At 44.1% G+C, this 22,776-nt stretch carries 18 protein-coding genes and 1 pseudogene; 10 read left to right on the top strand and 9 right to left on the bottom strand.

Features of this window, described 5'->3' with window-relative positions; all coding sequences use genetic code 11:
* Nucleotides 1-299 precede the first annotated feature (299 nt).
* The 3 genes from ACT7WV_RS20130 (at nt 300) to tsf (ending at nt 3,147) form a co-directional block, all read left to right on the top strand.
* Nucleotides 300-1,241, top strand: a complete 942-nt coding sequence (locus ACT7WV_RS20130; protein ID WP_445105697.1) for a glycosyltransferase family 2 protein — start codon at nt 300-302, stop codon at nt 1,239-1,241.
* A 185-nt stretch (nt 1,242-1,426) separates the two neighbouring features.
* Nucleotides 1,427-2,446 carry a 30S ribosomal protein S2 gene (rpsB, locus tag ACT7WV_RS20125; protein ID WP_463424189.1) on the top strand — a complete coding sequence of 340 codons (1,020 nt, stop codon included), beginning with the start codon at nt 1,427-1,429 and terminating at the stop codon, nt 2,444-2,446.
* A gap of 41 nt (nt 2,447-2,487) precedes the next feature.
* Complete coding sequence (tsf, locus tag ACT7WV_RS20120) at nt 2,488-3,147, top strand: translation elongation factor Ts (protein ID WP_445104597.1); 660 nt, start codon at nt 2,488-2,490, stop codon at nt 3,145-3,147.
* A gap of 98 nt (nt 3,148-3,245) precedes the next feature.
* Here the strand turns inward: tsf and ACT7WV_RS20115 are convergent, their stop codons facing one another.
* From ACT7WV_RS20115 to ACT7WV_RS20100, 4 genes are all read right to left on the bottom strand, one after another.
* Nucleotides 3,246-4,751 carry a hydroxysqualene dehydroxylase gene (locus tag ACT7WV_RS20115; RefSeq protein ID WP_445104596.1) on the bottom strand — a complete coding sequence of 502 codons (1,506 nt, stop codon included), beginning with the start codon at nt 4,749-4,751 and terminating at the stop codon, nt 3,246-3,248.
* Between the two features lie 45 nt (nt 4,752-4,796).
* Complete coding sequence (locus ACT7WV_RS20110; protein WP_445104595.1) at nt 4,797-5,036, bottom strand: 2Fe-2S iron-sulfur cluster-binding protein; 240 nt, start codon at nt 5,034-5,036, stop codon at nt 4,797-4,799.
* A 95-nt stretch (nt 5,037-5,131) separates the two neighbouring features.
* Entirely contained in the window at nt 5,132-6,622 is a 1,491-nt protein-coding gene (gene cobQ, locus ACT7WV_RS20105; protein ID WP_445104594.1) for a cobyric acid synthase CobQ, read from the bottom strand.
* Nucleotides 6,623-6,948: 326 nt separating this feature from the next.
* Nucleotides 6,949-7,359: an Npun_F0494 family protein gene (locus ACT7WV_RS20100; protein WP_445104593.1), complete on the bottom strand. Its 411-nt coding sequence runs from the start codon at nt 7,357-7,359 to the stop codon at nt 6,949-6,951.
* A 176-nt stretch (nt 7,360-7,535) separates the two neighbouring features.
* Here ACT7WV_RS20100 and ACT7WV_RS20095 point away from each other — a divergent pair, with 176 nt between their 5' ends.
* Nucleotides 7,536-7,970: a peroxiredoxin gene (locus tag ACT7WV_RS20095; protein WP_445104592.1), complete on the top strand. Its 435-nt coding sequence runs from the start codon at nt 7,536-7,538 to the stop codon at nt 7,968-7,970.
* 67 nt (nt 7,971-8,037) lie between these two features.
* Here the strand turns inward: ACT7WV_RS20095 and ACT7WV_RS20090 are convergent, their stop codons facing one another.
* From ACT7WV_RS20090 to ACT7WV_RS20080, 3 genes are all read right to left on the bottom strand, one after another.
* Nucleotides 8,038-8,418 (bottom strand): hypothetical protein, encoded by a 381-nt coding sequence (locus ACT7WV_RS20090; RefSeq protein ID WP_445104591.1) that lies wholly within the window; start codon nt 8,416-8,418, stop codon nt 8,038-8,040.
* Nucleotides 8,419-8,454: 36 nt separating this feature from the next.
* Nucleotides 8,455-9,351, bottom strand: coding sequence for an ABC transporter permease (locus tag ACT7WV_RS20085; RefSeq protein WP_445104590.1), 897 nt, complete (start codon nt 9,349-9,351; stop codon nt 8,455-8,457).
* A 240-nt stretch (nt 9,352-9,591) separates the two neighbouring features.
* Nucleotides 9,592-10,611, bottom strand: coding sequence for an ABC transporter ATP-binding protein (locus tag ACT7WV_RS20080; RefSeq protein WP_445104589.1), 1,020 nt, complete (start codon nt 10,609-10,611; stop codon nt 9,592-9,594).
* An 896-nt stretch (nt 10,612-11,507) separates the two neighbouring features.
* On the opposite strand from ACT7WV_RS20080, the gene ACT7WV_RS20075 reads away from it, so the two are divergent.
* The 6 genes and pseudogenes from ACT7WV_RS20075 (at nt 11,508) to ACT7WV_RS20055 (ending at nt 21,389) form a co-directional block, all read left to right on the top strand.
* Nucleotides 11,508-13,901 carry a response regulator gene (locus tag ACT7WV_RS20075; RefSeq protein ID WP_445104588.1) on the top strand — a complete coding sequence of 798 codons (2,394 nt, stop codon included), beginning with the start codon at nt 11,508-11,510 and terminating at the stop codon, nt 13,899-13,901.
* Nucleotides 13,898-15,733: pseudogene (locus tag ACT7WV_RS25910) on the top strand (PAS domain S-box protein); the annotation flags it as partial. The gene ACT7WV_RS20075 and the pseudogene ACT7WV_RS25910, both read left to right, overlap by 4 nt.
* 90 nt (nt 15,734-15,823) lie before the next feature.
* The gene (locus tag ACT7WV_RS25905) at nt 15,824-18,781 is read left to right on the top strand and encodes a response regulator (protein WP_463424281.1); all 2,958 of its coding nucleotides are present in this window, start codon (nt 15,824-15,826) and stop codon (nt 18,779-18,781) included.
* Nucleotides 18,753-19,133 carry a response regulator gene (locus ACT7WV_RS20065; protein ID WP_445104586.1) on the top strand — a complete coding sequence of 127 codons (381 nt, stop codon included), beginning with the start codon at nt 18,753-18,755 and terminating at the stop codon, nt 19,131-19,133. Before ACT7WV_RS25905 ends, ACT7WV_RS20065 begins: the two co-directional genes overlap by 29 nt.
* Before the next feature lie 819 nt (nt 19,134-19,952).
* Nucleotides 19,953-20,387, top strand: a complete 435-nt coding sequence (locus tag ACT7WV_RS20060) for a hypothetical protein (RefSeq protein WP_445104585.1) — start codon at nt 19,953-19,955, stop codon at nt 20,385-20,387.
* A gap of 366 nt (nt 20,388-20,753) precedes the next feature.
* Nucleotides 20,754-21,389, top strand: coding sequence for a LabA-like NYN domain-containing protein (locus tag ACT7WV_RS20055; RefSeq protein ID WP_445104584.1), 636 nt, complete (start codon nt 20,754-20,756; stop codon nt 21,387-21,389).
* A gap of 159 nt (nt 21,390-21,548) precedes the next feature.
* On the opposite strand, the gene ACT7WV_RS20050 is transcribed toward ACT7WV_RS20055, so the two are convergent.
* Together ACT7WV_RS20050 and ACT7WV_RS20045 are read right to left on the bottom strand one after the other, a co-directional pair.
* Nucleotides 21,549-22,001, bottom strand: coding sequence for a potassium channel family protein (locus ACT7WV_RS20050; protein ID WP_445104583.1), 453 nt, complete (start codon nt 21,999-22,001; stop codon nt 21,549-21,551).
* 45 nt (nt 22,002-22,046) lie between these two features.
* Nucleotides 22,047-22,430, bottom strand: coding sequence for a potassium channel family protein (locus ACT7WV_RS20045; RefSeq protein WP_445104582.1), 384 nt, complete (start codon nt 22,428-22,430; stop codon nt 22,047-22,049).
* Nucleotides 22,431-22,776 lie beyond the last annotated feature (346 nt).

The raw sequence follows: 22,776 nt of genomic DNA, 5'->3' as shown, positions 1-22,776 counted from the left end.
TGGCTAGAGTGATAACATTTCACTAAGCCTCCAGACTGGGTTTGCAGTTCGGGGGTTAGCCTCTCAGAAGCTTTCCAGGCTTCTGGGCGGCGATCAGATTTTTGGCTTTTTTGTTCTTATAGCCTAGTAGCATCTTTGACTTCGGTGTGGGGGTCAAGGTTTTTGTTATAAATCTTTACACTGTTGTTTTTGCTTAATTTTTACATTATTCAGGTAATAGAGAATCGCTTAAAACTGCCTAAACTAGGATGGGTAAAGTTTCAAAGAAGTTAATTTAAATTGTGCGACAAGAGGCTCCTTTGTTTTTCAGTGTTGTCATTCCTACTTACAATCGCCTACCAATTCTCGAAAAATGTCTGAGGGCTTTGGAAAACCAGCAACTTAGGGCTACTAGCGTCGTCATTGGCTATGAAGTTGTCTTGGTAGATGACGGTTCAACTGATGATACCTTGGGGTGGCTAGCAGCACACAAAGAAGAATTTCCCCATGTGCGATCGCTCTCTCAAGATCACCAAGGACCAGCAGCGGCGAGAAATCTCGGTGTTGAGCAGGCGACTGGTGAGACAATTATTTTTATTGATAGTGATTTAGTAGTTACCGAGCATTTTCTCCAGTCCCACGCTGATGCATTGATACAAGCACAGCAACAATTAGGAAACGATCGCTTTTTTACTTATGGTTGGGTAATTAATACCTGTAACTTCGAGCAACCCACCAGCGAGCCCTACAAAATTACCGATTTCTCGGCTGCTTATTTTGCTACTGGCAATGTGGCGATCGCACGTAAATGGTTAGAAAAAGCAGGACTCTTTGATACTCGTTTTCAACTTTACGGCTGGGAAGATTTAGAGTTAGGCGTTAGGTTGAAAAAGTTGGGTTTGAAATTAATTAAATGCCCTAAAGCTGTCGGTTATCATTGGCATCCTTCCTTTAACTTAGAGCAAGTTCCTTCTATGATTGACCGAGAAATCCAACGGGGACGCATGGGTGTTCTTTTCTACCAAAAGCATCCCACCTGGGAAGTACGGATGATGATTCAGATGACTTTACTGCATCGAATGTTATGGGGTGGGCTTTCTGTTTTTGGGAGGCTTAATGAGCGAACCATGGCACCTTTTTTACAGTGGTTAATTGATCAAGGTAAATCTCAATTGGCACTGGAAATTGCCCGCATTTTTCTTAATTGGTACAACGTCCAAGGAGTTTATGCTGCGTATGCTGAAATGCAACATAAAGGGTAAAACAAAAGAAAGAATCATAATCTAAATCTTCTTCTACTCTTATCAGTTAAGCCAAGCATTTTGGTGCTAAGCTAGTAGGGTTGTCTAAAATTCACACATCCAGGGTTTCGGGTGTTTCTAGTGGCGTCATAGCCGAAGAAATGCGCCTGGGTGGAGGATAAACCCGAACCAGGAGTTAAAAAAGAATGCCAGTTGTATCTTTGGCTCAAATGCTTGAAGCAGGAGTCCATTTTGGTCATCAAACCCGTCGGTGGAACCCCAAAATGTCTCCCTACATTTACACGGCTCGTAACGGTGTCCACATCATAGACTTGGTGCAGACAGCCTATCTCATGGAAGATGCCTACAGCTATGTGCGCAATGCTTCAGAGCAGGGCAAGAAGTTTCTCTTCGTAGGCACCAAGCGACAAGCCGCTGGTATCGTAGCCCAAGAAGCTGCCCGTTGTGGCTCCTACTACGTCAACCAAAGGTGGTTAGGCGGCATGCTCACCAACTGGGAGACCATCAAGACGAGGGTAGAGCGCTTAAAGGATCTGGAGCGTCGGGAAACCAGTGGTGCACTTGACCTACTGCCGAAAAAAGAAGCTTCTGTTCTACGTCGCGAACTAGGCAAACTCCAGAAGTACCTGGGCGGCATCAAATTGATGCGCAAAGTTCCTGATATCGTAGTAATCGTAGATCAGCGACGCGAGTACAATGCGATTCTGGAGTGTGAAAAACTTAATCTGCCTATCGTATCGATGCTGGATACTAATTGCGATCCCGATAGAGTAGATATCCCAATTCCAGCTAATGATGACGCTATCCGCTCGATTAAGCTAATAGTCGGTAAGTTAGCTGATGCAATCTACGAAGGTCATCACGGTCAGCTTGAAACCGATGAGGACTACGAAGAATTTGAAGCATCATTAGATTACGAAGAAGACGAGTATATCGAAGAAGATATCGAATCGGTAGAGGCAATGCAATCGGTAGAGGTGAAGGAAGAAGAATTCTCTGAACCAAAAGCTGAACCAAAAGCTGAACCAAAGGCTGAACCTCAAGCTGAACCAGAAGCTAAATTAGAAGCTGAGCCTCAAGCTGAGCCTCAAGCTGAACCTCAAGCTGAATCAGAAGCTGAACCTCAAGCTGAATCAGAAGCTGAACCTCAAGCCGAACCTCAAGCTGAACCTCAAGCTGAGAATAACGAGGATAGCGAAGAATAATTACCGTGTAATTATGTTCATAGAGTAGGAACAAAAGCAAAATGGCGGAAATTTCTGCAAAACTCGTTAAAGAGCTCCGGGAAAAAACCGGCGCTGGCATGATGGACTGTAAAAAAGCCCTCAAAGAAAACGGAGGGGACTTAACCAAGGCCACAGAATGGCTACGGCAAAAAGGCATCACCTCCGCAGAAAAAAAAGCTGGTCGCGTAGCAGCAGAAGGGATTGTTGAGAGTTACATCCATACTGGAGGTCGCGTAGGTGTACTTGTAGAAGTAAACTGCGAGACAGACTTTGTTGCCCGACGCGAAGAGTTTAAAACTCTGGCAAGAAACATCGCGATGCAAATTGCTGCTTGCCCTAACGTCGAGTATGTCAAGGTAGAAGATATCCCCAAGGAACTTGCTAGCAAAGAAACAGAAATCGAAATGGGGAGGGATGATCTGGGTAAAAAGCCAGATAATATCAAAGAAAAGATTGTTCAGGGTCGAATTGAAAAACGCCTCAAAGAATTATCTTTGATGGATCAGCCCTATATCAAAGACCAAAGCATCTCGGTAGAAGAGTTGGTCAAGCAAACTGTCGCACAGCTTGGTGAAAACATCCAAGTGCGTCGCTTCTCTCGTTTTGTTCTCGGTGAAGGAATTGAGAAGGAAGAAAGCAACTTTGCAGAAGAAGTGGCTGCACAGATGGGCAGTAAATAATAGCTGTAACATCAAGAGCTGATTAATTAACAGGAATGGGTCATCCAACTAGGGTGACCCATCTTGGTTTCAATTGCATAAAAGTTAGAGTATGCCGATTAAGGTAGCCAAAACTCTGGCAAGAAAGCTTTCCATGAATCCCGCGCTACTTGATTAATTGTGCGAGCAAACTGAATATGTGGCTCATCAGCTTCCACTGGTATAATCTTTGCCTCCTTCCCATACCCGAAGCGTTCAATTACCAAATTTGCTGCCTCTAAACCCGTGACATATGCCTTCTCCTGTGACCAAGAACCATGGCGGTTAATTACCCAATCGCCACTCAGAAATACATTTTCTATCCTAGTGTGTGCAGGTAGCAGATACTGATAGCTACCAGGGGCAAAATGAGTCACACCTTGGGGTACTCTAATGACATTAAAGTTGATTACTTTTGCTTCTCGAAAAGCTGGCACGCAGGTAGCTAAATCACGCTGAACTTGCGCCACAATTTGCTCATCACTCATAGTCAGCAGTTGGTTGGCGTGGTAAAAGTCAGCCTCAATCACGCTACCGGGTTCATGGCGATACTCATCGTGCAGTTCATTCAGGTTAAAAAATGTCCAACCAGTGGTAGGTTCAAAGCCGAAGCAGGCATTAGAAGGATGGCGGATATTAATTTTACTCTCAAACCACAGCCGCGTTGCTAGTACGTCAATTCCCCCTAAGTTACTTAAGTCCCGAAATTCTCGGTAATCTTGTAAACAGGCACTGCCACTAACTATTTTTTTGATGCCACTGACGCTGACAGCAAAAATTACAGCATCAGTATCAAAAACTTCATCGCCGCAGACAACGCCTTTTGCCTTGCCATTACTATCAAGAATCAGATCACTTACCCGTTTATTAGTCAGAACCTTACCACCGACTTGCTCAATGCGTTCCACCCAAGGATTAAATATCCTTTCTCCCACCGTTCCACGGCACCAGACGACGTCAAAGTCGGGTTGGTGAGCCAAAATAAAGTAATAAAGCATTCCCAAAGCTGCCGCCGCAGAACACTGCTCTCCTGGTGCAAATAAGCCTACAAGCAACATTGGTTCAAAGGAATCTTTGTAGAGCCGTCCAGAGACACCAAACTGCTTAAATAGTTCACGGGCAGTTACTTTGTCGTAGCGCCACCAAGCCTCATCAGAATTATCGAAATCGACGACGGCGTAAAGCAGTGGCAGGGCAGAAAGTCTGTCAATCAGTGGTAAACGCTTAAACTGTGTATAGAGAAAGGTTCCCAGTGGTGCCGGGAGTCGCAGTTCGTTCTGAAAAATGGGTGATTCGACTTCTAGACCTGCGGGCGAGTATTGTGAGGAACGAGTAAACGGAGTAAAAGGACTGAGTCCTAATTCTCTCACTAGGCTAAAGATGTTTTGGTAAGGATACCAGAAACCGTGGATGCCACCTTCTACCGAACGTCCTGCTGGTGTCTGCCAACCAGCAACTAAACCACCAGGATAGGGACTCGCTTCTAAAAGAGTGACATCGTACCCTTGTTGAGCTAAGTGATAAGTTGCACCCAAACCTGCCCATCCTGCACCAACGACGGTTACCCGTTTTTGTTGTGCTGACATCCTTTACCTCCTAAGTCTATTTTTCAGGATGCCATGATTGACGGGTTACCAGTTATCGTCAGAATAAAGATTAATCGTCAACTGCTCGCAACCGGCTGGGATGGCTGTAATGCAAGCACAAATCGCCTCACCGTTGTCTAGCTCTACCTCGCAGGCATGACAAGAACCCATCAAACAACCAGTGGGAATCAAAACACCTGCCCGCTTAGCCACTATCAGCATTGGCTCCCCTGCCTCAGCTTCAATTGTGACATCGTCTGGTAAGAATCTAATTTTAACACTCATTGGTAGTTGTTAATTGAGACTTAGTGGGCAAAGCCGACCTTAATTACTCACCTTATTACTAATAATAATAATAAGATTAATCTCTTAAGCAATTGCTAGGAAGGTAACACAGCTTCTAAATCTAAATTAGCTTCCACCACATCGGCAAGGGAGTTAAAAAGAGCTTCTCTTTGTTCGCGATAATTGGCAACACCAGTCGGCAGAGAGGGCAGTCCTCTTTGTTGACGTAGGCGATTCAACCAGGCACGTCGCCAGGGACCATTATCGAAAATACCATGGAGATAACTGCCCCAAATTGATTGACCAACATCAACAATACCTAAACTAGAATCATCAAATAGAGGTTTGTAGGAAGAGGCTTCTTCTCCTTGGTCTGACCTGAGCAATTGCGAACGCCCCTGATGGATTTCGTAACCCGCTACCGGCAAGCCAGCTTGGGGATAGTTGGAATTTACCACTCGCTGACGTGCTATTTTGTTGCCAGTAATTAGAGTTGTTAAAGGCAATAAGTCTAAACCTTGATAATTACCCTTATGACCTTCTAAGCCATCAGGATCAGATAGCATTTTGCCTAACATTTGGAAGCCGCCACAGATGCCGAGTACTGTGCCACCTGCCGCTGCATAGTTTTTAATTTCTGCTGCCATGCCGGTTTTGTGTAGCAGCATCAAGTCATTGATAGTGGTCTTAGTGCCAGGGATAATTACAGCATCTGGATATCCCAATGGTTCAGTTGGGCTGAGGTATCTTACTGAAACACTCGGTTCCGCTTCCAGAGGGTCAAAGTCGGTAAAATTAGAGATTCTTGCCAGCCGAATTACCACAATGTTAAGTTCACTATTCGGCTTTTGGTGAAAGTTTCGCTTGAGCAAATCAAGGGAATCTTCAGCAGGGAAAACTTCATCCAGCCAGGGAATAACTCCGACAACCGGAATGCCTGTGCGTTCTTCTAGCCAAGTGATGCCCGATGTCAGAAGCGATCGCTGACCCCGAAATTTATTAATTACAACCCCCTTAATCAAGGCTCTTTCCTCCGGCTCTAGCAGTTCCAGAGTGCCGACAACATGGGCAAAAGCGCCGCCGCGATCAATATCAACTACAAGCAAGGTTGGGGCATCTAAGTGCCGTGCCACTCTCATATTAGTCAAGTCACGGTGCTTGAGGTTAATCTCTGCCGGACTGCCAGCGCCCTCACAAACAATTAAATCAAAGTCGTTTTTAAGACGCTCTAACGACTCTTCAATGGCTTGCCAACCCTGATTAAAATACTGTTCATAGTAATCGGAGGCGCTGACATTACCTACTGGTTTGCCCATGAGAATTACCTGAGAAGTCATATCCCCTTGAGGCTTCAGCAAAATTGGGTTCATTTCCACAGAGGGCGTTATACTAGCTGCCCAGGCTTGTACTGCTTGGGCATGTCCAATTTCTCCCCCCTTTGAGGTCACATAAGCATTAAGCGCCATATTCTGACCCTTGAAGGGTGACACACGCCAACCGCGTCGTGAGAGAATACGACACATCGCAGTTACGATTAAGGATTTTCCTGCATGGGATGTTGTTCCCACAACCATAATGGCTTTCATAATCAACGTTATGGGTTAGAGATTAGGTGATAGATAGAGTAGTAGAATTTACCCTCACATTGTTTTTACTCTCTAAGGCAAGCTGTTTTGCTGACTGTTACTAACACAGCAGCTAGCGCAACACCGGCCAGAGGTAGAGTAAGACAGTGTAATTGACTGTGCTAACTAGGATATTTACAGAGTATCTAAGCTAACAAAGTTAAGGGTCAGCACACCACAAATCGAGATTTTTGCTATTTGCATCTGCGAACCAATTGTTGCTGGTATGGTCATTATGACTAATTACTAGTCTCTCAGAGGTTAGTAGAAAATCGCTGCAGAGCCAATTAAACAGGTAGTCTTAGCCATCGACTCAAGGTGTTCAAGAACCAGTCGAGAAAAGATGGAGGAGGTAGTGTATTTCCTTGGTGCTCCCATTTTTCTACTAGCTGACGCCCTAAAGGTGTCAAGCGAAAGCTGTCAGTGATGCCCTGACCATCAACTTCCCGACGCAAAATACCTACTTGAATCAACCAGATTAAACCGCCTTCTACTGCCAACTCCGACATCTGGCGACTTGTGTAATTTTGCTCAAAGCCCTCTTTTCCGGCGACCAATGGTAGAGGAACACTGGCAGAGCGCATTTCGGCAAATAGGGGTAGTTGGAAAGGTAAACAACGCATTGCCCGCTCTGCACGCTTAACAGTGGGGGCAGGATATTGAATTGAGAGATCCTCCTGAGACGTCATCGAAGTCATTGCAGTGGTTGGTAACGTAACACTAGGCTTACCACTGGTCACGTCCTGCTATTTTAAACTGTTTTAGACCCATTTGACCCGAACCTCAGCCTAATTGGGCTAATGTTCAGGTAAAATTTCAATCCACTGTAGTATTTAGAAGAAAGCTAGTTTTACATAAACAGGAAACAAGATTTATGGCTCTTCAAGTTGGTACACAGGCACCAGCATTTACCGCCAAGGACAACGAAGGTAAAACTGTTTCACTTTCAGACTTTGCAGGTAAAAACGTTGTTTTGTATTTTTATCCCAAAGATGATACTCCTGGCTGCACCAAAGAAGCTCAAAGTTTCCGAGACAACTATGCTGAATATCAAGGCAAAGATATGGTAGTACTCGGAGTCAGTACAGACGACGAGGTCTCCCATAAGAAATTTCAAGAAAAGTACGGTCTGCCTTTCTCATTACTGGCAGATCCTGATGGCACTATTACCAAAGCTTACGATGTTGATGGTGGTGGTTATGCCAAGCGTGTAACCTATGTAATCGACGGCGAGGGAAAAATTGCCCACGTTGATGACAAGGTCAAGACAGATAGCCACGCCAAAGATATTCTGGCAGCAATGGGTTAGCCTCAGAGTAAAAGAGGGGCAAGGTATACCTTGCCCCTGGAACTTTCTTTAGAGTACTGTGACTCAACTAGTTCTGTGTTTCAGTCTGCATAGGAGAGATTTGTTCGGGATTGCCTAAACGCTCAGAGCGTTGACGGCGAAACTCTTCAATGGCGCTGTTATAGTTTTTCTGCTGTTGGCTATTGAATTGTTCTACATCAGGTATCCCTACTTGAGCACGGTGAATCAAGTCGTTGAAATCAAGACCACCGACATCAGTTAAGGGATCCCGGTCATTTTGATTGGTAAAAATCTCTTGGGGATTGTTGCTAGATTCCTGCGCCGTAGCCGGTTGAGTCAGCATGACCCCGAAAATGCCTAACCCCACTACACAAGCGCCGCAGCTCAAGCTGATCTGAGCTATAGGTTTTGAGGCGAATTTTGACACGAACTGGGTACTTATTTTCATAGCAATTCCCGGCATAACTTGCTGTTTGATTATATGTTAAGCAAAACGGCGACGCAGTAGTGGTGCAATGGACAGGAATATCACGGCATCAAATGCTAGCAATACTAGCAAAGCACCCCCGAAGCTGATCGATGCCCAAGGAGTTTGCATGACTACACTGCCTAAAGACCAGCTACTGTGGAGATAAAGATAACGGATTGGCTCAATCGCATAGCTAAGAGGATTGAGAGAGGCGACAACTTGCAACCAACCGGGCATAAAGGAGAGAGGTGCAAGGGCAGTGCTGGCAAACAGCAGTGGCAAGTTAGTCACAAAGATTACTGCCAACAATTCTATGTGACCAGGTAGAGCAAAAGCTAGTCCCAGACTCAAAGCAGTAACACCAGCAACCAAGAGCAAGACAATTAGGGCAATCATTCCTAAGCCCGCTAGATTAGGTAAACCAGTTCCTAAAAAGGCACTAGCTGTGACAATAACTATGGTTTGTAGTAAGCCGAGAGTTACGATGTAAATCGCTGAGGCAGTAACAATGGAAAAGCGAGAGGCTAGAGGTGCCACTAATAAGCGGTTCAAGAAACCAAATTCTCTGTCAAACATGACAGGTAACCCGGAATTCAAGGCACCAGCAAAGGCGGTGAAGACAATAATGCCAGCACCCAAAAATTGTCCATAATTCAAACCATCGCCAAACATGCCCTGAGGAGCATTTTGAAATAGTGCCCCAAACAGAATTAACCACATCAAAGGCTGAATAATCCCGGCGACTAACGAGGAGGGACGTCTTTGCAATTGAATGAATAGCCGCTTAGTGAGAGCCAGCGTTTCTTGAACAAATTCACCGAACCCAGGGGCGTCGCTAATAGGAATCCGATCAGCAGCTTTTGGCAACCAGTTGATTTCAGATTTCTTTGGAGGAGTAACAGTTGTGCTCATGTGTCTTGTTAGGTTAAGGTCGTTCTAAGGATTTCTCTTTAACAGATACAGATGCGATCGCTAAAAGTCTATGGGAAAAACTTGTTCTAGAGACAAACAGCATCTGAACTTATTAGCGTTAGTTGGTATGCATTTACAGTTGCTCAGACTAGATCTATTTGGCTAATAGGCACCTGGAATTTAAGGAAAAATTCCGAGGGGTTATCTATTTTTGATCCGACAAATTTCTGATTAACTTTTTTAACGCATAGCTTGTTTGCGCTCAGCCTTAGGATCGCGACTCCCAGCAGCAGCCAGTTCAGCATCCATCAGGGTTTTACCCGTAGCAGCCAGGTAAACATCATCCAAACTTGGTCTAGACTGAGCCAGCCCAAAAATTGGTAAACCAGCCTCTCGTAATGATTGTTGAACGCAACTTAGACCATCACTTTGGGGTTTTACCACCAAATTTAGAGAGTTACCCTGAGCCCCATTAATAATTACCTCTTGCACAAAAGGCAAAGTTTGCAGCAGTTCCTTGGCTTGCTCAGCTTCTTCAAGAGGGGAGAACTCACGGATACGTAACGTAATGCGATCGCCACCGACTTGGTCTTTTAATTGTGAGGGCGTTCCTTCAGCAATCACCACCCCTTTGTCAATAATTGCTACACGGTCAGCCAAAGCATCAATCTCTTCTAAATAGTGACTAGTAATCACAACCGTAGTTCCTGCCTCTCGTAGCTGGCGTAAGAAATCCCAAACCACAAAGCGGCTTTCAATATCGAGTCCTACAGTCGGTTCGTCGAGTACCAAGACGTCTGGTTGATGAAGTAAGCCTGCCGCTAAGTCCAGACGCTTACGTAGACCACCGGAATAAGTGCCAGTCTTTTTATCTGCATATTCCTGCAATCCGAGAACGCTGAGCATGATGTTGACCCGCTCTTTGGCAAAGGCGCTGGGGAGGTGATAAAGCGCCGCTTGGAGTTGCAACAGTTCTCGGCCAGTGAGTACTTTATCTAGAGCTACTTCCTGAGCTACATAACCCAAGCGTCGCCTCGCAGCCCGAGGATTATCAATTACCGAGATGCCAGAAACTTCGAGCTTGCCAGCATCGGGTGTACTTAAAGTACACAGACAGCGAATCGTTGTTGTTTTCCCAGCTCCATTGGGGCCTAGTAGCCCAAAAATTTCACCGGGTTCAACTTTGAAGGAGATGTCTTTGACGGCTTCGACATCACCATAGCGCTTTTGGAGATTCTGGATGAAAACGGCAGGAGCCATAATTATTTCTGTGCCAGTCCAATTGATACAAATCTAAACAGTTTTCTTTCATTCTAACGGGGTCAGCCAACAGAAGAAGTAAAATCAAGTTACAGTTACCCTCGCCAGCAAAGAAAGATCACTCTCAAACAAGAAAAGCCAAACCCGTGGAGCTTCTACAAGGCATATTCTTGTGATGATTAGCGTTTTGTTTAGGGTAACCAAACAAACTGCGATCAGTTGAGATTTAGACGATGGAATGAGAAGGCAGCTAGCTTACGCAATCTTCATTAAGAGCTTCTCACCTCCTAAGGTTAAGGTATTTTTTAGACTGTCCCACAATATTTATACAACTTGGTTTTTGCTACACTAGCATTAGTTAAGCAATCTACTGGTGCCTCATTAAGCCTGATAAATTAAATATTACCGAGATGGGAAAAGCAGTTGTTGATCTTACCGCGAGGCTCTCATCAGAGTAAGATGTTAATACTCCGTCGAGTGAAAGTAACTTAAGAGGGTTATTGACTGTAGTTTACGAGAAAAGTACTATTGCTAAACTGCACAGAAAAACAGCACGTCAAAGTCAAAAGCAAACCTCTCAGCGGATTGGCTTCCTTCTCACCTAGAAGGTCGAATTTTCTTATTTAAGACTAGCCGACCCTTAAATTTTGGGGAGTGAAAACCGCAGCTACTTATCTAATGTTGAACACTAGGGTTTTGTATTTTTTGTAGTCTGTAAATTTTTCGCAAGATGCAAATTTCTCATCGACAAAAAGGAGAAAAACCCAACAAAAAGTAACAATGTCACTACCTAATTTAGGCTAGGCTTCGAGTAGATAACTGTAGCAAGTTTGACATTAGTTAGATTGTTTGTTTATTCAATTAATTATTTAGAGAATTTGCGGTAATTAACCGCTATGAGAATTTTACTGGTTGATGATGACGAAACGGTTGTACAAGGTCTGATTCAAGTCCTCACTGACCAACACCATGTCATTGATATTGCCGCAGACGGTCAAGCAGGTTGGGAGTTAGTCGAGGCTTTTACTTACGATCTGATCCTATTAGATGTAATGCTGCCCAAGATTGATGGTATGACACTTTGTCGGCAGTTACGATCACAAGGGATACGAACGCCAATTATCCTGTTAACTTCTCAAGATGCCAGCACCAATAAAGTTAGGGGATTAGATGCGGGAGCCGATGATTATGTGACTAAGCCCTTTGATATACAAGAGTTATCGGCTCGTATCAGGGCTTTGTTGCGTCGGGGAAGTGCCGCCTCCTCTCCGATGTTGGAGTGGGGAAAGCTACGTCTTGACCCCAGTACCTGCGAAGTCACCTATGACTACGAAGCTCTACATTTGACTCCCAAGGAATACGGTTTATTAGAACTTTTCCTACGCAATCGCCAGCGAGTCTTTAGCCGTAGCGCAATTCTCGAACACCTTTGGTCGTTTGAAGAAATTCCTGGAGAAGAAACAGTTACAGCTCACATTAAAGGATTACGGCGCAAACTTAAAGAAGCAGGAGTTTCTGAAGATCCGATTAAGACAGTTTATGGCATTGGTTATTGCCTCAAATCCCTAGAAAAACAAGAGGCAAAAAACAATGGACAAGCTTTCAAGAAAGACCAGACGCTCTGGTTGAATTTAGAGCAGCAGCCACTACTGGCAGGAGTCACAGGGGTTTGGGAGCGGGTCAAGGAAAAATTCGCTAACCGTATCGTCGTAATTGAGCAAGCTACTACCGCCATACTCAATAATGCCCTGAAGGAAGAACTGCGGCAACAGGCAGAACAAGAGGCTCACAAACTAGCTGGTTCACTAGGTATGTTTGATCTTGATGAAGGCTCACGCCTAGCGCGAGAAATAGAACGCCTGTTCCAAGCAGAAAAAGCTCTCAATCATCACCAAAAGCAGTACCTCTCTGAAATAGTGGTATTGCTACGCCAAGAGCTGCAAAAAGCAATTAGTGGAAAGAGCCTTGAGTTAACCTCCAGGGATAAGAAGCACTTACTCTGGATAGTGAGCAGTGATCACTCACTTGCAGAGGAATGGCTCCTAGAAGCTCTCAGAAGCGGCATCAGAGTAAGGGTAGTAGAACCTGCTCTAGCCAAAGAGTGGCTCTGTCAAGAGCGCCCTGATGTCGTGTTACTGGATTGTCCATTAACTACTAGTACTAGCAGCGAAATTGCTGTGGCGCTCCTAGAACAGTTAAGTAGTTGTACACCTCCCATACCTGCGCTAGTTATTACTGACCAGGACAGTTTGCTTGACCGGGTAAAAGTAGTTCGCTTAGGTGGATGTGCTTTTTTACAAAAGCCATTGCCTCCAGCTCAAGTGTTAGAGAGTGTAACTCAAATATTGCAGAAGTCTTGTCTCACCCAGGCTAAGATACTGGCTGTAGACGGAGATCTCCAGGCAGGGAAAGCTTTACAAAACTTGCTAGAACCCTGGGGAATTAAGGTTTGTACTCTCAACAATCCCCTACAATTTTGGGAGACTTTAGAAGAAACCTCACCAGATTTGCTGGTGCTAGATGTGGAGATGCCTCACATCAGTGGGATTGAATTATGCAAAGTTGTACGCAATGACCCGTATTGGAACTGCCTACCAGTGGTGTTTCTCGCAGCCCACACTGACACCGAGACAATGCAGAGAGCCTTTGCCGCAGGTGCCGATGACTATGTACAAAAGCCTGCCGTTGCTTCAGAAATGGTTACCCGTATCCTCAACCGACTAGAGCGCTCGCGGTTACGACAGAATATTCCTCAAGCAAATGCCGGGACTGGAGTCGCCAATTATCGCCAGTCAACCCAACAGTTAACTCAGTTTCTCAGCTTAGGTTCTTCCCAAAATCAGACTCTCTGCTTTGCTCTTTTGAATCTGGATTACCTTAAGGAAATCAACGACCAGTATGGTCACAACTTCGCAGAGCAAGTACTGTCACGGCTGGGCAAACTGTTGCGAGAAACTTTTCCAGGAGATGAAGTAGTGGCTAGTTGGGGTGGTGCCGAGTTGGTAGTGGGAATGCCTGGGATGACCCGCAGCGATGGCACACTCAAGATATTAGAAGTCTTCAACAGCCTGCATCAAGAAGAGTTTACAGCGCCGGACGGTAGCAAGTGTCAAGTGACCTTTAGCGCTGGCATTGTCGAGTATCCCCAAGATGGTGCTGATTTACAGGCGCTGTATCGAGCGGCTGCTGCTTGGGTGCGTCAAGTAAAAGCAGTTGGTGGCGATCGCATTTTGCCCACGAACTCAGAAGCGACAATCTGTGGATACTTGAACCGGAAACAATACGAATGAATTCTATTTTTAATAAACTTTTTAATAATCACAGTATTGAATACCTAACACTAGATCAAAATTTGATCATTCTCGAAAAGTCTTCTGGTGTGCAATTGCTTGCCGATCGCCCTGAAAAAGTAATCCAAGGCAAAGATGTCAGGTTGAGCTTTCCAGAACTAATAGGAGTAGAAGATATTCTTGTAGCGGTGCTTCAAAGACGGCGAGCTAGCTTCGAGTTAAAAGGCATTAATCGCTCTTTAGATGATTGTTCTCCCCTTTATATTGACCTCTACGTCATTGAGCAACTCAGCGAAAAAAACCTAGAAAGTAGACTAGTTGTTTTCGTGAAAGATGTCACGGAATTGATGGTTTCTCAGCAACAGTTAGTACAAAGAGCCAGTGAATCTGAACTTTTATTGAATGCCTTAGCAGCATCTCAAGGTTATCTCAATAAAATTATTAGCTCAATGGCAGAGGTTCTCTTAGTAGTCACAGTATCAGGAATTATCAAAAAAGTTAATCAAGCTGCTCAAAATCTATTGGGGTATTTTGAATTTGAATTAATCAACCAACCCCTTTCTTTAATTATTACTGACAATAATTGGCGTCACTCAATAACTGAACCTGGTCTTAGGTCTCAGGGAGAATTTTTACAGCGTACAGAAGTAATTTGTAGAACTAAAACTGGAGAAGAGATTACCGTCGAATTTTCCTGCTCAGTCATCGATACGGAAATAACCAACCCGCCAGAATTTGTCTATATCGGCAGGGATATCAGCGAACGCAAACAGGTAGCTGAAGCACTACGACAAAGCGAGGAGCGCTTTCAAGAAGCTTTTGAATCAGCAGCAATTGGCATGGCTTTGGTGTCATTAGATGGTCGCTGGTTACAGGTCAATCTAGCCTTGTGTGAGATGCTGGGCTACGACGAGCCAGAATTGTTGGCCACTACCCTTGAGGCGCTAACTTATCCAGATGACCTAGAAACTAACATCACCTATAGGCAGCAAGTGCTCTCTGGTGAGATTCGCACCTACCAAATACAAAAACGATACTTTCACAAACTAGGTCATTTAGTCTGGGTAAGTTTGTCTGTCTCGCTAGTGCGCAATACCCAGGGTCAACCGTTGTATTTTATCGTGCAGATTCAAGATCTTACAGACCGCAAGCGAGCAGAAGAGGAGCTAGAGCGTTTCTTCAATCTCTCAATCGATATGCTTTGTGTGGCAGGAACAGATGGTTATTTTAAACGTTTAAATCCAGCATTTACAGAAACACTAGGTTACACAACAGAGGAATTATTAGCACAACCCTTCCTCGATTTTATTCATCCTGATGACCGAGCAAAGACTCTGGTAGAAATGAAAAAATTGGCTGTAGGCACACCTACTATCCAATTCCAAAATCGCTATCTTGGCAAAGATGGTGTCTATAGATGGCTTTCTTGGACAGTCTTCCCTGTCGTCGAACTCGGTTTTTTGTACGCAGTTGCCCGCAACATTACAGAAAACAAGCAGGTAGAAAACGAGCGCATCCAACTCCTCGAACGAGAGCAGGTAGCACTTGCAGAAAGTGAAGCAGTGCGAAACAAAATTACGAATATTTTGGAAAGTATTACGGATGGATTTTTTGCCCTAGATAGTGACTGGCGATTTACCTACCTAAACCAACAATCAGAACCACTTTTACAAAGAAAACCAGAAGGACTTTTAGGCAAAAACGTCTGGGACGAGTTTCCGGAGGCAGTAGTTTCTAAGTTTTATGATGAATATCATCGGGCGGTAACCCAGCAGATTAGTGTTGAATTTGAAGAGTTCTATCCACCCTTAAATAGTTGGTTTGAGGTACATGCTTATCCGACGGCGGATGGTCTATCGGTTTATTTTCAGGACATCACCGCTCGCAAACAGGCAGAGGACACATTACGGCGAAATGCTCAAGTGCTGGAAAATTTCAGTGCCAATCTCAAGCATCTGCATCGAATTAGTACTACTAATTACGAAGATTTTGAAGCTCTGTTTGTTGACTATCTAGAGACAGGATGCGAAATCCTCGGCATGCAAACTGGCATCATCAATCAAGTTAACGACCAATCTTGCACGATTATTGCTGTCAGGTCTAATTTTGACAAATTATCACCGGGATTAGAACTTCCCGTCGGAAACACTTACTGTGCTCAAGTTTTTCAAGAAAAAAGAACAATTACCTACGTTCATGTCGGCTCGATAACCGCAATGCAAGCTCACCCAATATATCAAGAGCTCAGGTTAGAGTCTTACATTGGCACTCCTATCTGGGTCAACAGTGAAGTCTACGGCACCCTCAATTTTTCTTCAACACAGATCAGAAACAGCGATTTCCCGCCTCAGGAACAGGAAATTGTTGAGTTGATGGCCCAGAGCATTGGTAGATTTATTGCAGCTCATCAAACGGCAATTTCGCGCCAGCAGGTGGTAGAAGAATTACGGCGTCAGAACCAGAAATCGCAGTTGTTTGCGGAATTAACTCTCAAGATTCGCCAGTCTTTGCAACTAGAGGAAATTCTCCAAACCACCGTTACAGAGGTGCAAAGTTTTCTGGAAGCTGATCGAGTTGTGATTTTCAGGCTTTGGTCAGACAAGCCAGGAAAAGTAGTAAGTGAAGCCGTGGTTGCTGGCTGGCCTGTGATACTAGGACAGAACATTGACGATCCTTGTTTTCGAGAACAGTACCAAGAAAAATACCGTCAGGGGCGAATTAGTACGATTACCGATATAGACAAGGCTCAGATCGCCGCTTGCCATGCAGAACTGCTGTCTTCATTTGGCGTCAAGGCTAACCTGGTGATACCAATTTTTCAGAGATCAGAACTTTGGGGACTGCTGATTGCTCATCAATGCGCTCAAGCTCGTCAGTGGTCTAGCTTTGAAACAGAACTCTTACAGCAAATAGCTGACCAAGTGGGCATTGCCCTAGCTCAAAGTCAGCTTTTAGAAGCTGTGCGAGAAAGTGAGCAACGGTTTCGCACAATGGCAGATAGTGCTCCTGTCTTGTTGTGGATGTCTGGCCAAGATGGGTTATGTACCTTCTTTAATCAGAACTGGTTAATCTTCACTGGGCGAGATCTCGATCAAGAAAGAGGCAACGGCTGGAGTGAAGGGGTTCATCCCGAAGATTTGCAGCAATGCATGGAAACTCATCGAACTGCCTTTAATACCAGAAAGGACTTCCAAATGGAGTATCGGCGGCGGCGTGCCGATGGAGAATATCGCTGGATTTTAGACAAAGGAACACCAAGATTTACGCCAGATGGTAGTTTTGCTGGCTACATTGGCTGCTGTATTGATATTAGCGATCGCCGGGAAATTGAACAGCTTAAGGATGAGTTTATCTCGGTGGTTAGTCATGAGTTGCGCACACCCCTGACTTCAATTCTGGGAGCCTTGGATTTGCTAGCTTCTGGTGTACTACGCAGCCAACCCGAACAAGGCCAACGGATGCTCGACATTGCTGCCAATAACGCGGATCGGTTAGTGCGTCTGATTAACGATATTTTGGATATCGAACGCATTGAGTCAGGCAAAGTCATGATGACCAAGCAAGTCTGTGATGGAGCCAACTTGATGAACATCTCGACAGAACTGATGCGGAATATGGCTCAGAAAGCTGGAGTCAATTTATCCGCTGTCCCTAAATCAGTGAGGCTTTGGGCTGATCCAGACCGAATCATTCAGGTATTTACTAACTTGTTGAGCAATGCGATCAAATTTTCACCCCCTGATTCTACGGTTTGGCTCAGAGCTCAGTTACAAGAAGAGTCAGAAGTAACAACTGATGACTCTGGGCTTTCCGTGGAGGCAAGACAGATTGTATTTCAAGTCCAGGATCAGGGGCGAGGTATCCCGGCGGATAAGCTGGAGACGATCTTTGGACGCTTTCAGCAGGTTGATGCCTCAGACTCCCGAACGAAAGGAGGTACAGGCTTGGGTTTAGCGATCTGCCGCAGCATCATACAACACCACGGTGGTCAGATTTGGGCCGAGAGTACTTTAGGAGAGGGCAGCACGTTTTACTTTACTCTGCCAGTATTACAAGAGGAGCGAGAGGCTCTTGCCCTGGATCCTACCAAGCCAACGGTGCTGGTGTGTGATGATGATGCTTCAGTACGTGCTGTAGTGCAAACCATGCTTAAACAACAGGGCTACCAGGTGATTGCAGTAACATCAGGGGAGGAAGCTGTAGAGCATGCAGAACAAGACATGCCAGATGTAATTCTTCTCAATTTGATGATGCCTAGTATGCATGGCTGGGAAACTCTAGAAGCTTTGAAGGCAAATCTGGAAACTAAAAATATTCCTGTGATTATTCTGAGCGGATTAATGCCGGATGCCAGAGAGTCGCCGCATCCGGGGGTGAGTGATTGGCTGATTAAACCACCAGATGAGAGGTTACTCTTCCAAGCTCTAGAGCGGGCTTTAACTAAGCCAAATCATCAAGTAAAAGTCCTGATCATTGAAGATGATTTAGATTTAGCACAAGTACTCGTTACTTTGTTTGAAGGTTACGGTATTGAGACTTATCACGCCCAGACAGGACCGGAAGCTATCGAGTTAAGTCAACGTGTGATCCCTGATTTACTAGTACTTGACTTGATACTGCCGGAGTGTGATGGTTTTGCCGTGGTAGGCTGGCTTCGACAGCATAATCGCCTGCGTCGGGTGCCTTTAGTGGTTTATACAGCTGAAGACTTAGATCAATCAGAGCGAGAACTGCTAAAGCTGGGACAAACTCTATTCCTGACTAAAAGCCGGATTACACCAGAGGAATTCGAGCAGCGAGTAATTAGCTTACTCAACAGCATTGTTCAAGGCAGGGAAGGAGAGAGTAATCATGAAAGCCAGACACATTCTGATTATTGATGATGAAGAGGATATCCGGGCAGTGGCTCAACTTGCTCTAGAAGCAGTAGGTGGTTGGCAAGTATCCACTGCTAGTTCAGGTAGTGAAGGACTCAACCAAGCCTACCTCAAGAATCCAGATGCCATTCTTTTGGATGTGATGATGCCTGACATGGACGGAATTGCTACCTTTAAAGCCTTGCAATTAAATGTTTTAACCCAGCAGATTCCTGTGATTTTGCTGACAGCTAAGGTGTTCTCCGCTGATCAGCGTCGGTTCGCTGAACTAGGTGTCACTGGAGTAATTGCTAAACCTTTCAAGACAATGAATCTAGCTGACCAAGTAGCAGATATCTTGGGCTGGGACAACTAATATCAAGTAGGCTTGAGTCTTATCTCCTTCTACCCAAGCTTTTCCTTAATTTGAAGAACGGTACTAAGAAGGTTCTCTTCATTCCCGTAGTTTAAAACTAAGCAGATATATTGCGTAATAAGTTTCTACGGTTTCCCTAAAAATTCTCTTACCCTTCAGAGGTTCTTCATTTTTTAACTTTAACTTAAAGGTAGAGACAGCTTAGCAATGAATTCGGCTGAAGTTACTCGGCTTCAGATGGCTCAAACGCTCTTTTCTAGAGACCTATCACTAAACAATATCTAGAAGTTAACAAATTTTAACAAGATTGCTCGGAAAAGGGTTACCACCAAATCGACGGAGATACTTATCCTTCTTCGGGAGAAACAAGCCTTAAGAAGCATTCTTTTTTAGTCCATCCTTACCATTCTTTCCCTAGTTCGGGGTGTGACAATCTTGCTCCATATCTCTGGCAATAGTAGTTTTTTGGCTGTAAGTAGTTTCTCTAGTTAAGACACCTAAATTACAATGATCATACAACAACTTCAATGGATTCCCATAATTTCCAGCCTCGGTATAGGTGTTGGTTTCATCTTTTTGGGTTACTTATTTGCTGTTTAGCTCAAATAGTGTGAGATGATTTGGCTAGAAGATGTAATACATCAAGTAACTTTCTAGACTGTAGCGAATATCTGGGCTTCTTATGAGGGAAACTAATAGAAAGACAAGGTGATAGAAGTTATACCTTAAGTATTGTCAATAATTAATCACTAACTTTTAGTTAACTATTTTCAGGGTGCTTGAGGAGAATAATTACTCAGCCAGAGGAGGATATTGATTGTGTCTCACGTCCACCATACAGAGGAATTCCAATCAAGCATCGAGTTGTTTGTTGATGCTCTACAGCTTCAGGACAAACAGATAGCGACATCTTGCGAAAAAGCTCTTGCAGTTTTGTATAGCCCTGAGTACGCAGCCGATGTGATTAAGGCAGCAGTGCTTCACCTAGCTAAAACCGATTTCGAGACTTTTCAGTGGATTTTACAAAATTCCCACACTTTAGAGTTTGGCTTGAACTGGCTAAAAGAGTTTATTCTGTCTCTCGTCCAAAAGTTAATCAGCCAAGGATTTATTCTCGGGCAAGACTTCAGTGCTACTCACACTGGTAAACTATGGATTAATAAAAAGGCTCAGGCGGCTTTAATGGAAAATGTTTCACCTGTAGAGTTCTTATTCCTTGAAGAAATCTTGCAAATTCCGAAGGAAGAGCCTTAACTAATTAATTTGTGTAATTAAGTATAGACTGATATCCTACGCCTAACAAAGTTTTTTAGCTTGGGATTAAGGAGACTGTATAGCTAATCCTCAGGAAGTAGTCAGATAGCAGAGTACTTAACTTAGCGTCAAGGTTTATCGGAAGTATTAAGATTAATCACCGCTAGGTCGTAACTATATCGCAATTGAGCAACAATTAGGTGATATCTTTTAACCGTGTTTTAGGTATAATTAGAAGCTGCTAAGTAGAATCAGAAATAAAAATGAACATGGTGAGGGTTAGAGGAGAAGAGTCATGCTTAGCTGGGGTAGTAGCCAGACAAACCTCCTCATCTAGAAAACTGATATTCATAAGGTGATAAATTAATGCATACTTCTAAACTGCCTATTAACCAACACCTAGATCTCATAGAAAAAAACAAGCAAACCACTATAGCAAGTCAGGCTCAGAAAAATATCAAATTTACAGATGTCGATAAAAATACTTCTCTTATCAATAATTTAAATCGCGGTCGAGTTGCTGTTTTCATTGATGGCTCTAATCTATTATATGCAGCTTTACAACTAGGAATTGAGATCGACTACGCTAAACTGCTTTACCGTTTAGTCGCTGGTGCTCGACTGTTTCGCCCTTTTTTCTATACAGGAGTTGATCCCAAAAACGAGAAACAACAAAGTTTCCTGCTGTGGATGCGTCATCATGGCTATCGAGTAATCACTAAAGACCTAGTGGAGTTTCCCGACGGATCTAAAAAAGCAGATCTGGATGTAGAAATTGCTGTAGATATGATGACTTTAGCCGGTTTATACAACACCGCTATTTTAGTTAGTGGTGATGGTGATTTGGCTTACGCGGCTAATGCCGTTAGTTATCAGGGAGCGCGACTTGAAATAGTTAGTTTGCGCTCGATGACCAGTGATAGCTTAATCAATATTGCTGACTGTTACCTTGACCTTGATGAGATTAAACAAGATATTCAAAAAACAACTAGAAGCGTTTAGAACAAGCCTTTAAGATTGCGCTGAGTTCAGCTATGAATCCAGGCAGTGAGCAAGCTGCTCACAACAGGATCTCGGTGCCAATCATACTTAGATTCAGCAATGCCATTATTCATTGCTATCAGCAAGTTTGCTAGTCAACTCTAAAACCTATCATCCTAGTTAAGATATCCGCTTTCTCTTTTTAGACCTTGGAAGACAGTTAATTTGTGGTAAGCTACGAGCAATTACTACCAAGAGATCTCCAGATAGCAAGGGCGTATCTTGAGAAGGGTTAACCAGTGTCTCCTTACTCCTATACTTCTGCCGTTCTATGGCAATTAAAATAGTATCAAAGCTATCCTTGAGCCGCTCAGCACTTTCCCAAAAAGAAATACCAACCCACGACTCTGGTAGAGCGATTTTGTAGAATTGGTTACCAATCTGCACGGTGAGTAATTCTGACAGTACGTCCACAGAACCAAGATTTCGAGCTGAGGTGGCAATTAAGTGACTTGCCACTTCATCGGCAACTATCACATCCTCAACTCCGGCGACTTTGAGTTGCAGATTATTTTTTCGGTCAAGGAGTTGCGCACAGGTGTAGATGCCGGGATGAAGCTTTTCAATCGTCAAGGCAGCTAAGACTGTCCGTGCATCCCTATCTTGGTCACTACGGGGTCAGGTAGCGTCGGCAAGTAGAATTGCTCTTGAGGCGTGATAAATGCCCACACTTTCTGGTACGTCAATAATCGTGTAGTCGCCAACGTAGAAATAAAGCTGGGAAGGATAAACTCCCCTAAATTCCGGCTCTGGAGTCTCGACAAACTCTGCCACAATTACAATTGAACAACGCCTCATTTCAGGATCTGCTTGAAGTTCTTCAATCAGCAAGTGCGCACTACGATTCCAACCGCAGATCACAATGTGATTTCGCAATTCGTCTAGTTCCCAGTGTTTGACCTCCATCACTGTTTTCAACCTTTGCATGATCACGGCAGAGACAACTCCGGTAAATACCGCAAACATCGTCAAGCCCCCAATAATCACCATTAATGCAACCATACGACCCGCATTAGTTTGAGGTTAGCCGCCAATTGGTTCTCCTGATACTAAGGTAAAGAAACTCCACCAGAGAGAATCACTAAGTGTTGAGAATGCCTGATTTTCCTTCCTCTCTAAAATCTTGAACAGCGATAAGATTAACCCTTGGCTTGTTACTGCAGCAGGATAAGTCCCCAAGTTTTTCCTGGCAGTCGTCGATACACGATAAGAACTATCTATTTGATCTCTGCGTATTTTTTGTACATCTGTAGTTAACTTTTCTGATCAATCCTTGAGAAGTGCTATACGATTACGCTGATAAATACTAAAATCCCCCCCCAGTTAAATACCTTGGCTCTGGCTGAGG

The sequence above is a fragment of the Symploca atlantica LB2515 genome, assembly GCF_052546295.1.
This window is presented reverse-complemented; position numbering and strand designations above follow the sequence as displayed.

Coding starts and splice junctions, on each gene's coding strand:
- cobQ (WP_445104594.1), bottom strand. CDS start 6,622: ATGAAAGCCATTATGGTTGTGGGAACAACATCCCATGCAGGAAAATCC.
- ACT7WV_RS20115 (WP_445104596.1), bottom strand. CDS start 4,751: ATGTCAGCACAACAAAAACGGGTAACCGTCGTTGGTGCAGGATGGGCA.
- ACT7WV_RS20100 (WP_445104593.1), bottom strand. CDS start 7,359: ATGACTTCGATGACGTCTCAGGAGGATCTCTCAATTCAATATCCTGCC.
- ACT7WV_RS20080 (WP_445104589.1), bottom strand. CDS start 10,611: ATGGCTCCTGCCGTTTTCATCCAGAATCTCCAAAAGCGCTATGGTGAT.
- ACT7WV_RS20045 (WP_445104582.1), bottom strand. CDS start 22,430: ATGGTTGCATTAATGGTGATTATTGGGGGCTTGACGATGTTTGCGGTA.
- ACT7WV_RS20065 (WP_445104586.1), top strand. CDS start 18,753: ATGAAAGCCAGACACATTCTGATTATTGATGATGAAGAGGATATCCGG.
- tsf (WP_445104597.1), top strand. CDS start 2,488: ATGGCGGAAATTTCTGCAAAACTCGTTAAAGAGCTCCGGGAAAAAACC.
- ACT7WV_RS20110 (WP_445104595.1), bottom strand. CDS start 5,036: ATGAGTGTTAAAATTAGATTCTTACCAGACGATGTCACAATTGAAGCT.
- ACT7WV_RS20090 (WP_445104591.1), bottom strand. CDS start 8,418: ATGAAAATAAGTACCCAGTTCGTGTCAAAATTCGCCTCAAAACCTATA.
- rpsB (WP_463424189.1), top strand. CDS start 1,427: ATGCCAGTTGTATCTTTGGCTCAAATGCTTGAAGCAGGAGTCCATTTT.
- ACT7WV_RS20055 (WP_445104584.1), top strand. CDS start 20,754: ATGCATACTTCTAAACTGCCTATTAACCAACACCTAGATCTCATAGAA.
- ACT7WV_RS20075 (WP_445104588.1), top strand. CDS start 11,508: ATGAGAATTTTACTGGTTGATGATGACGAAACGGTTGTACAAGGTCTG.
- ACT7WV_RS20095 (WP_445104592.1), top strand. CDS start 7,536: ATGGCTCTTCAAGTTGGTACACAGGCACCAGCATTTACCGCCAAGGAC.
- ACT7WV_RS20085 (WP_445104590.1), bottom strand. CDS start 9,351: ATGAGCACAACTGTTACTCCTCCAAAGAAATCTGAAATCAACTGGTTG.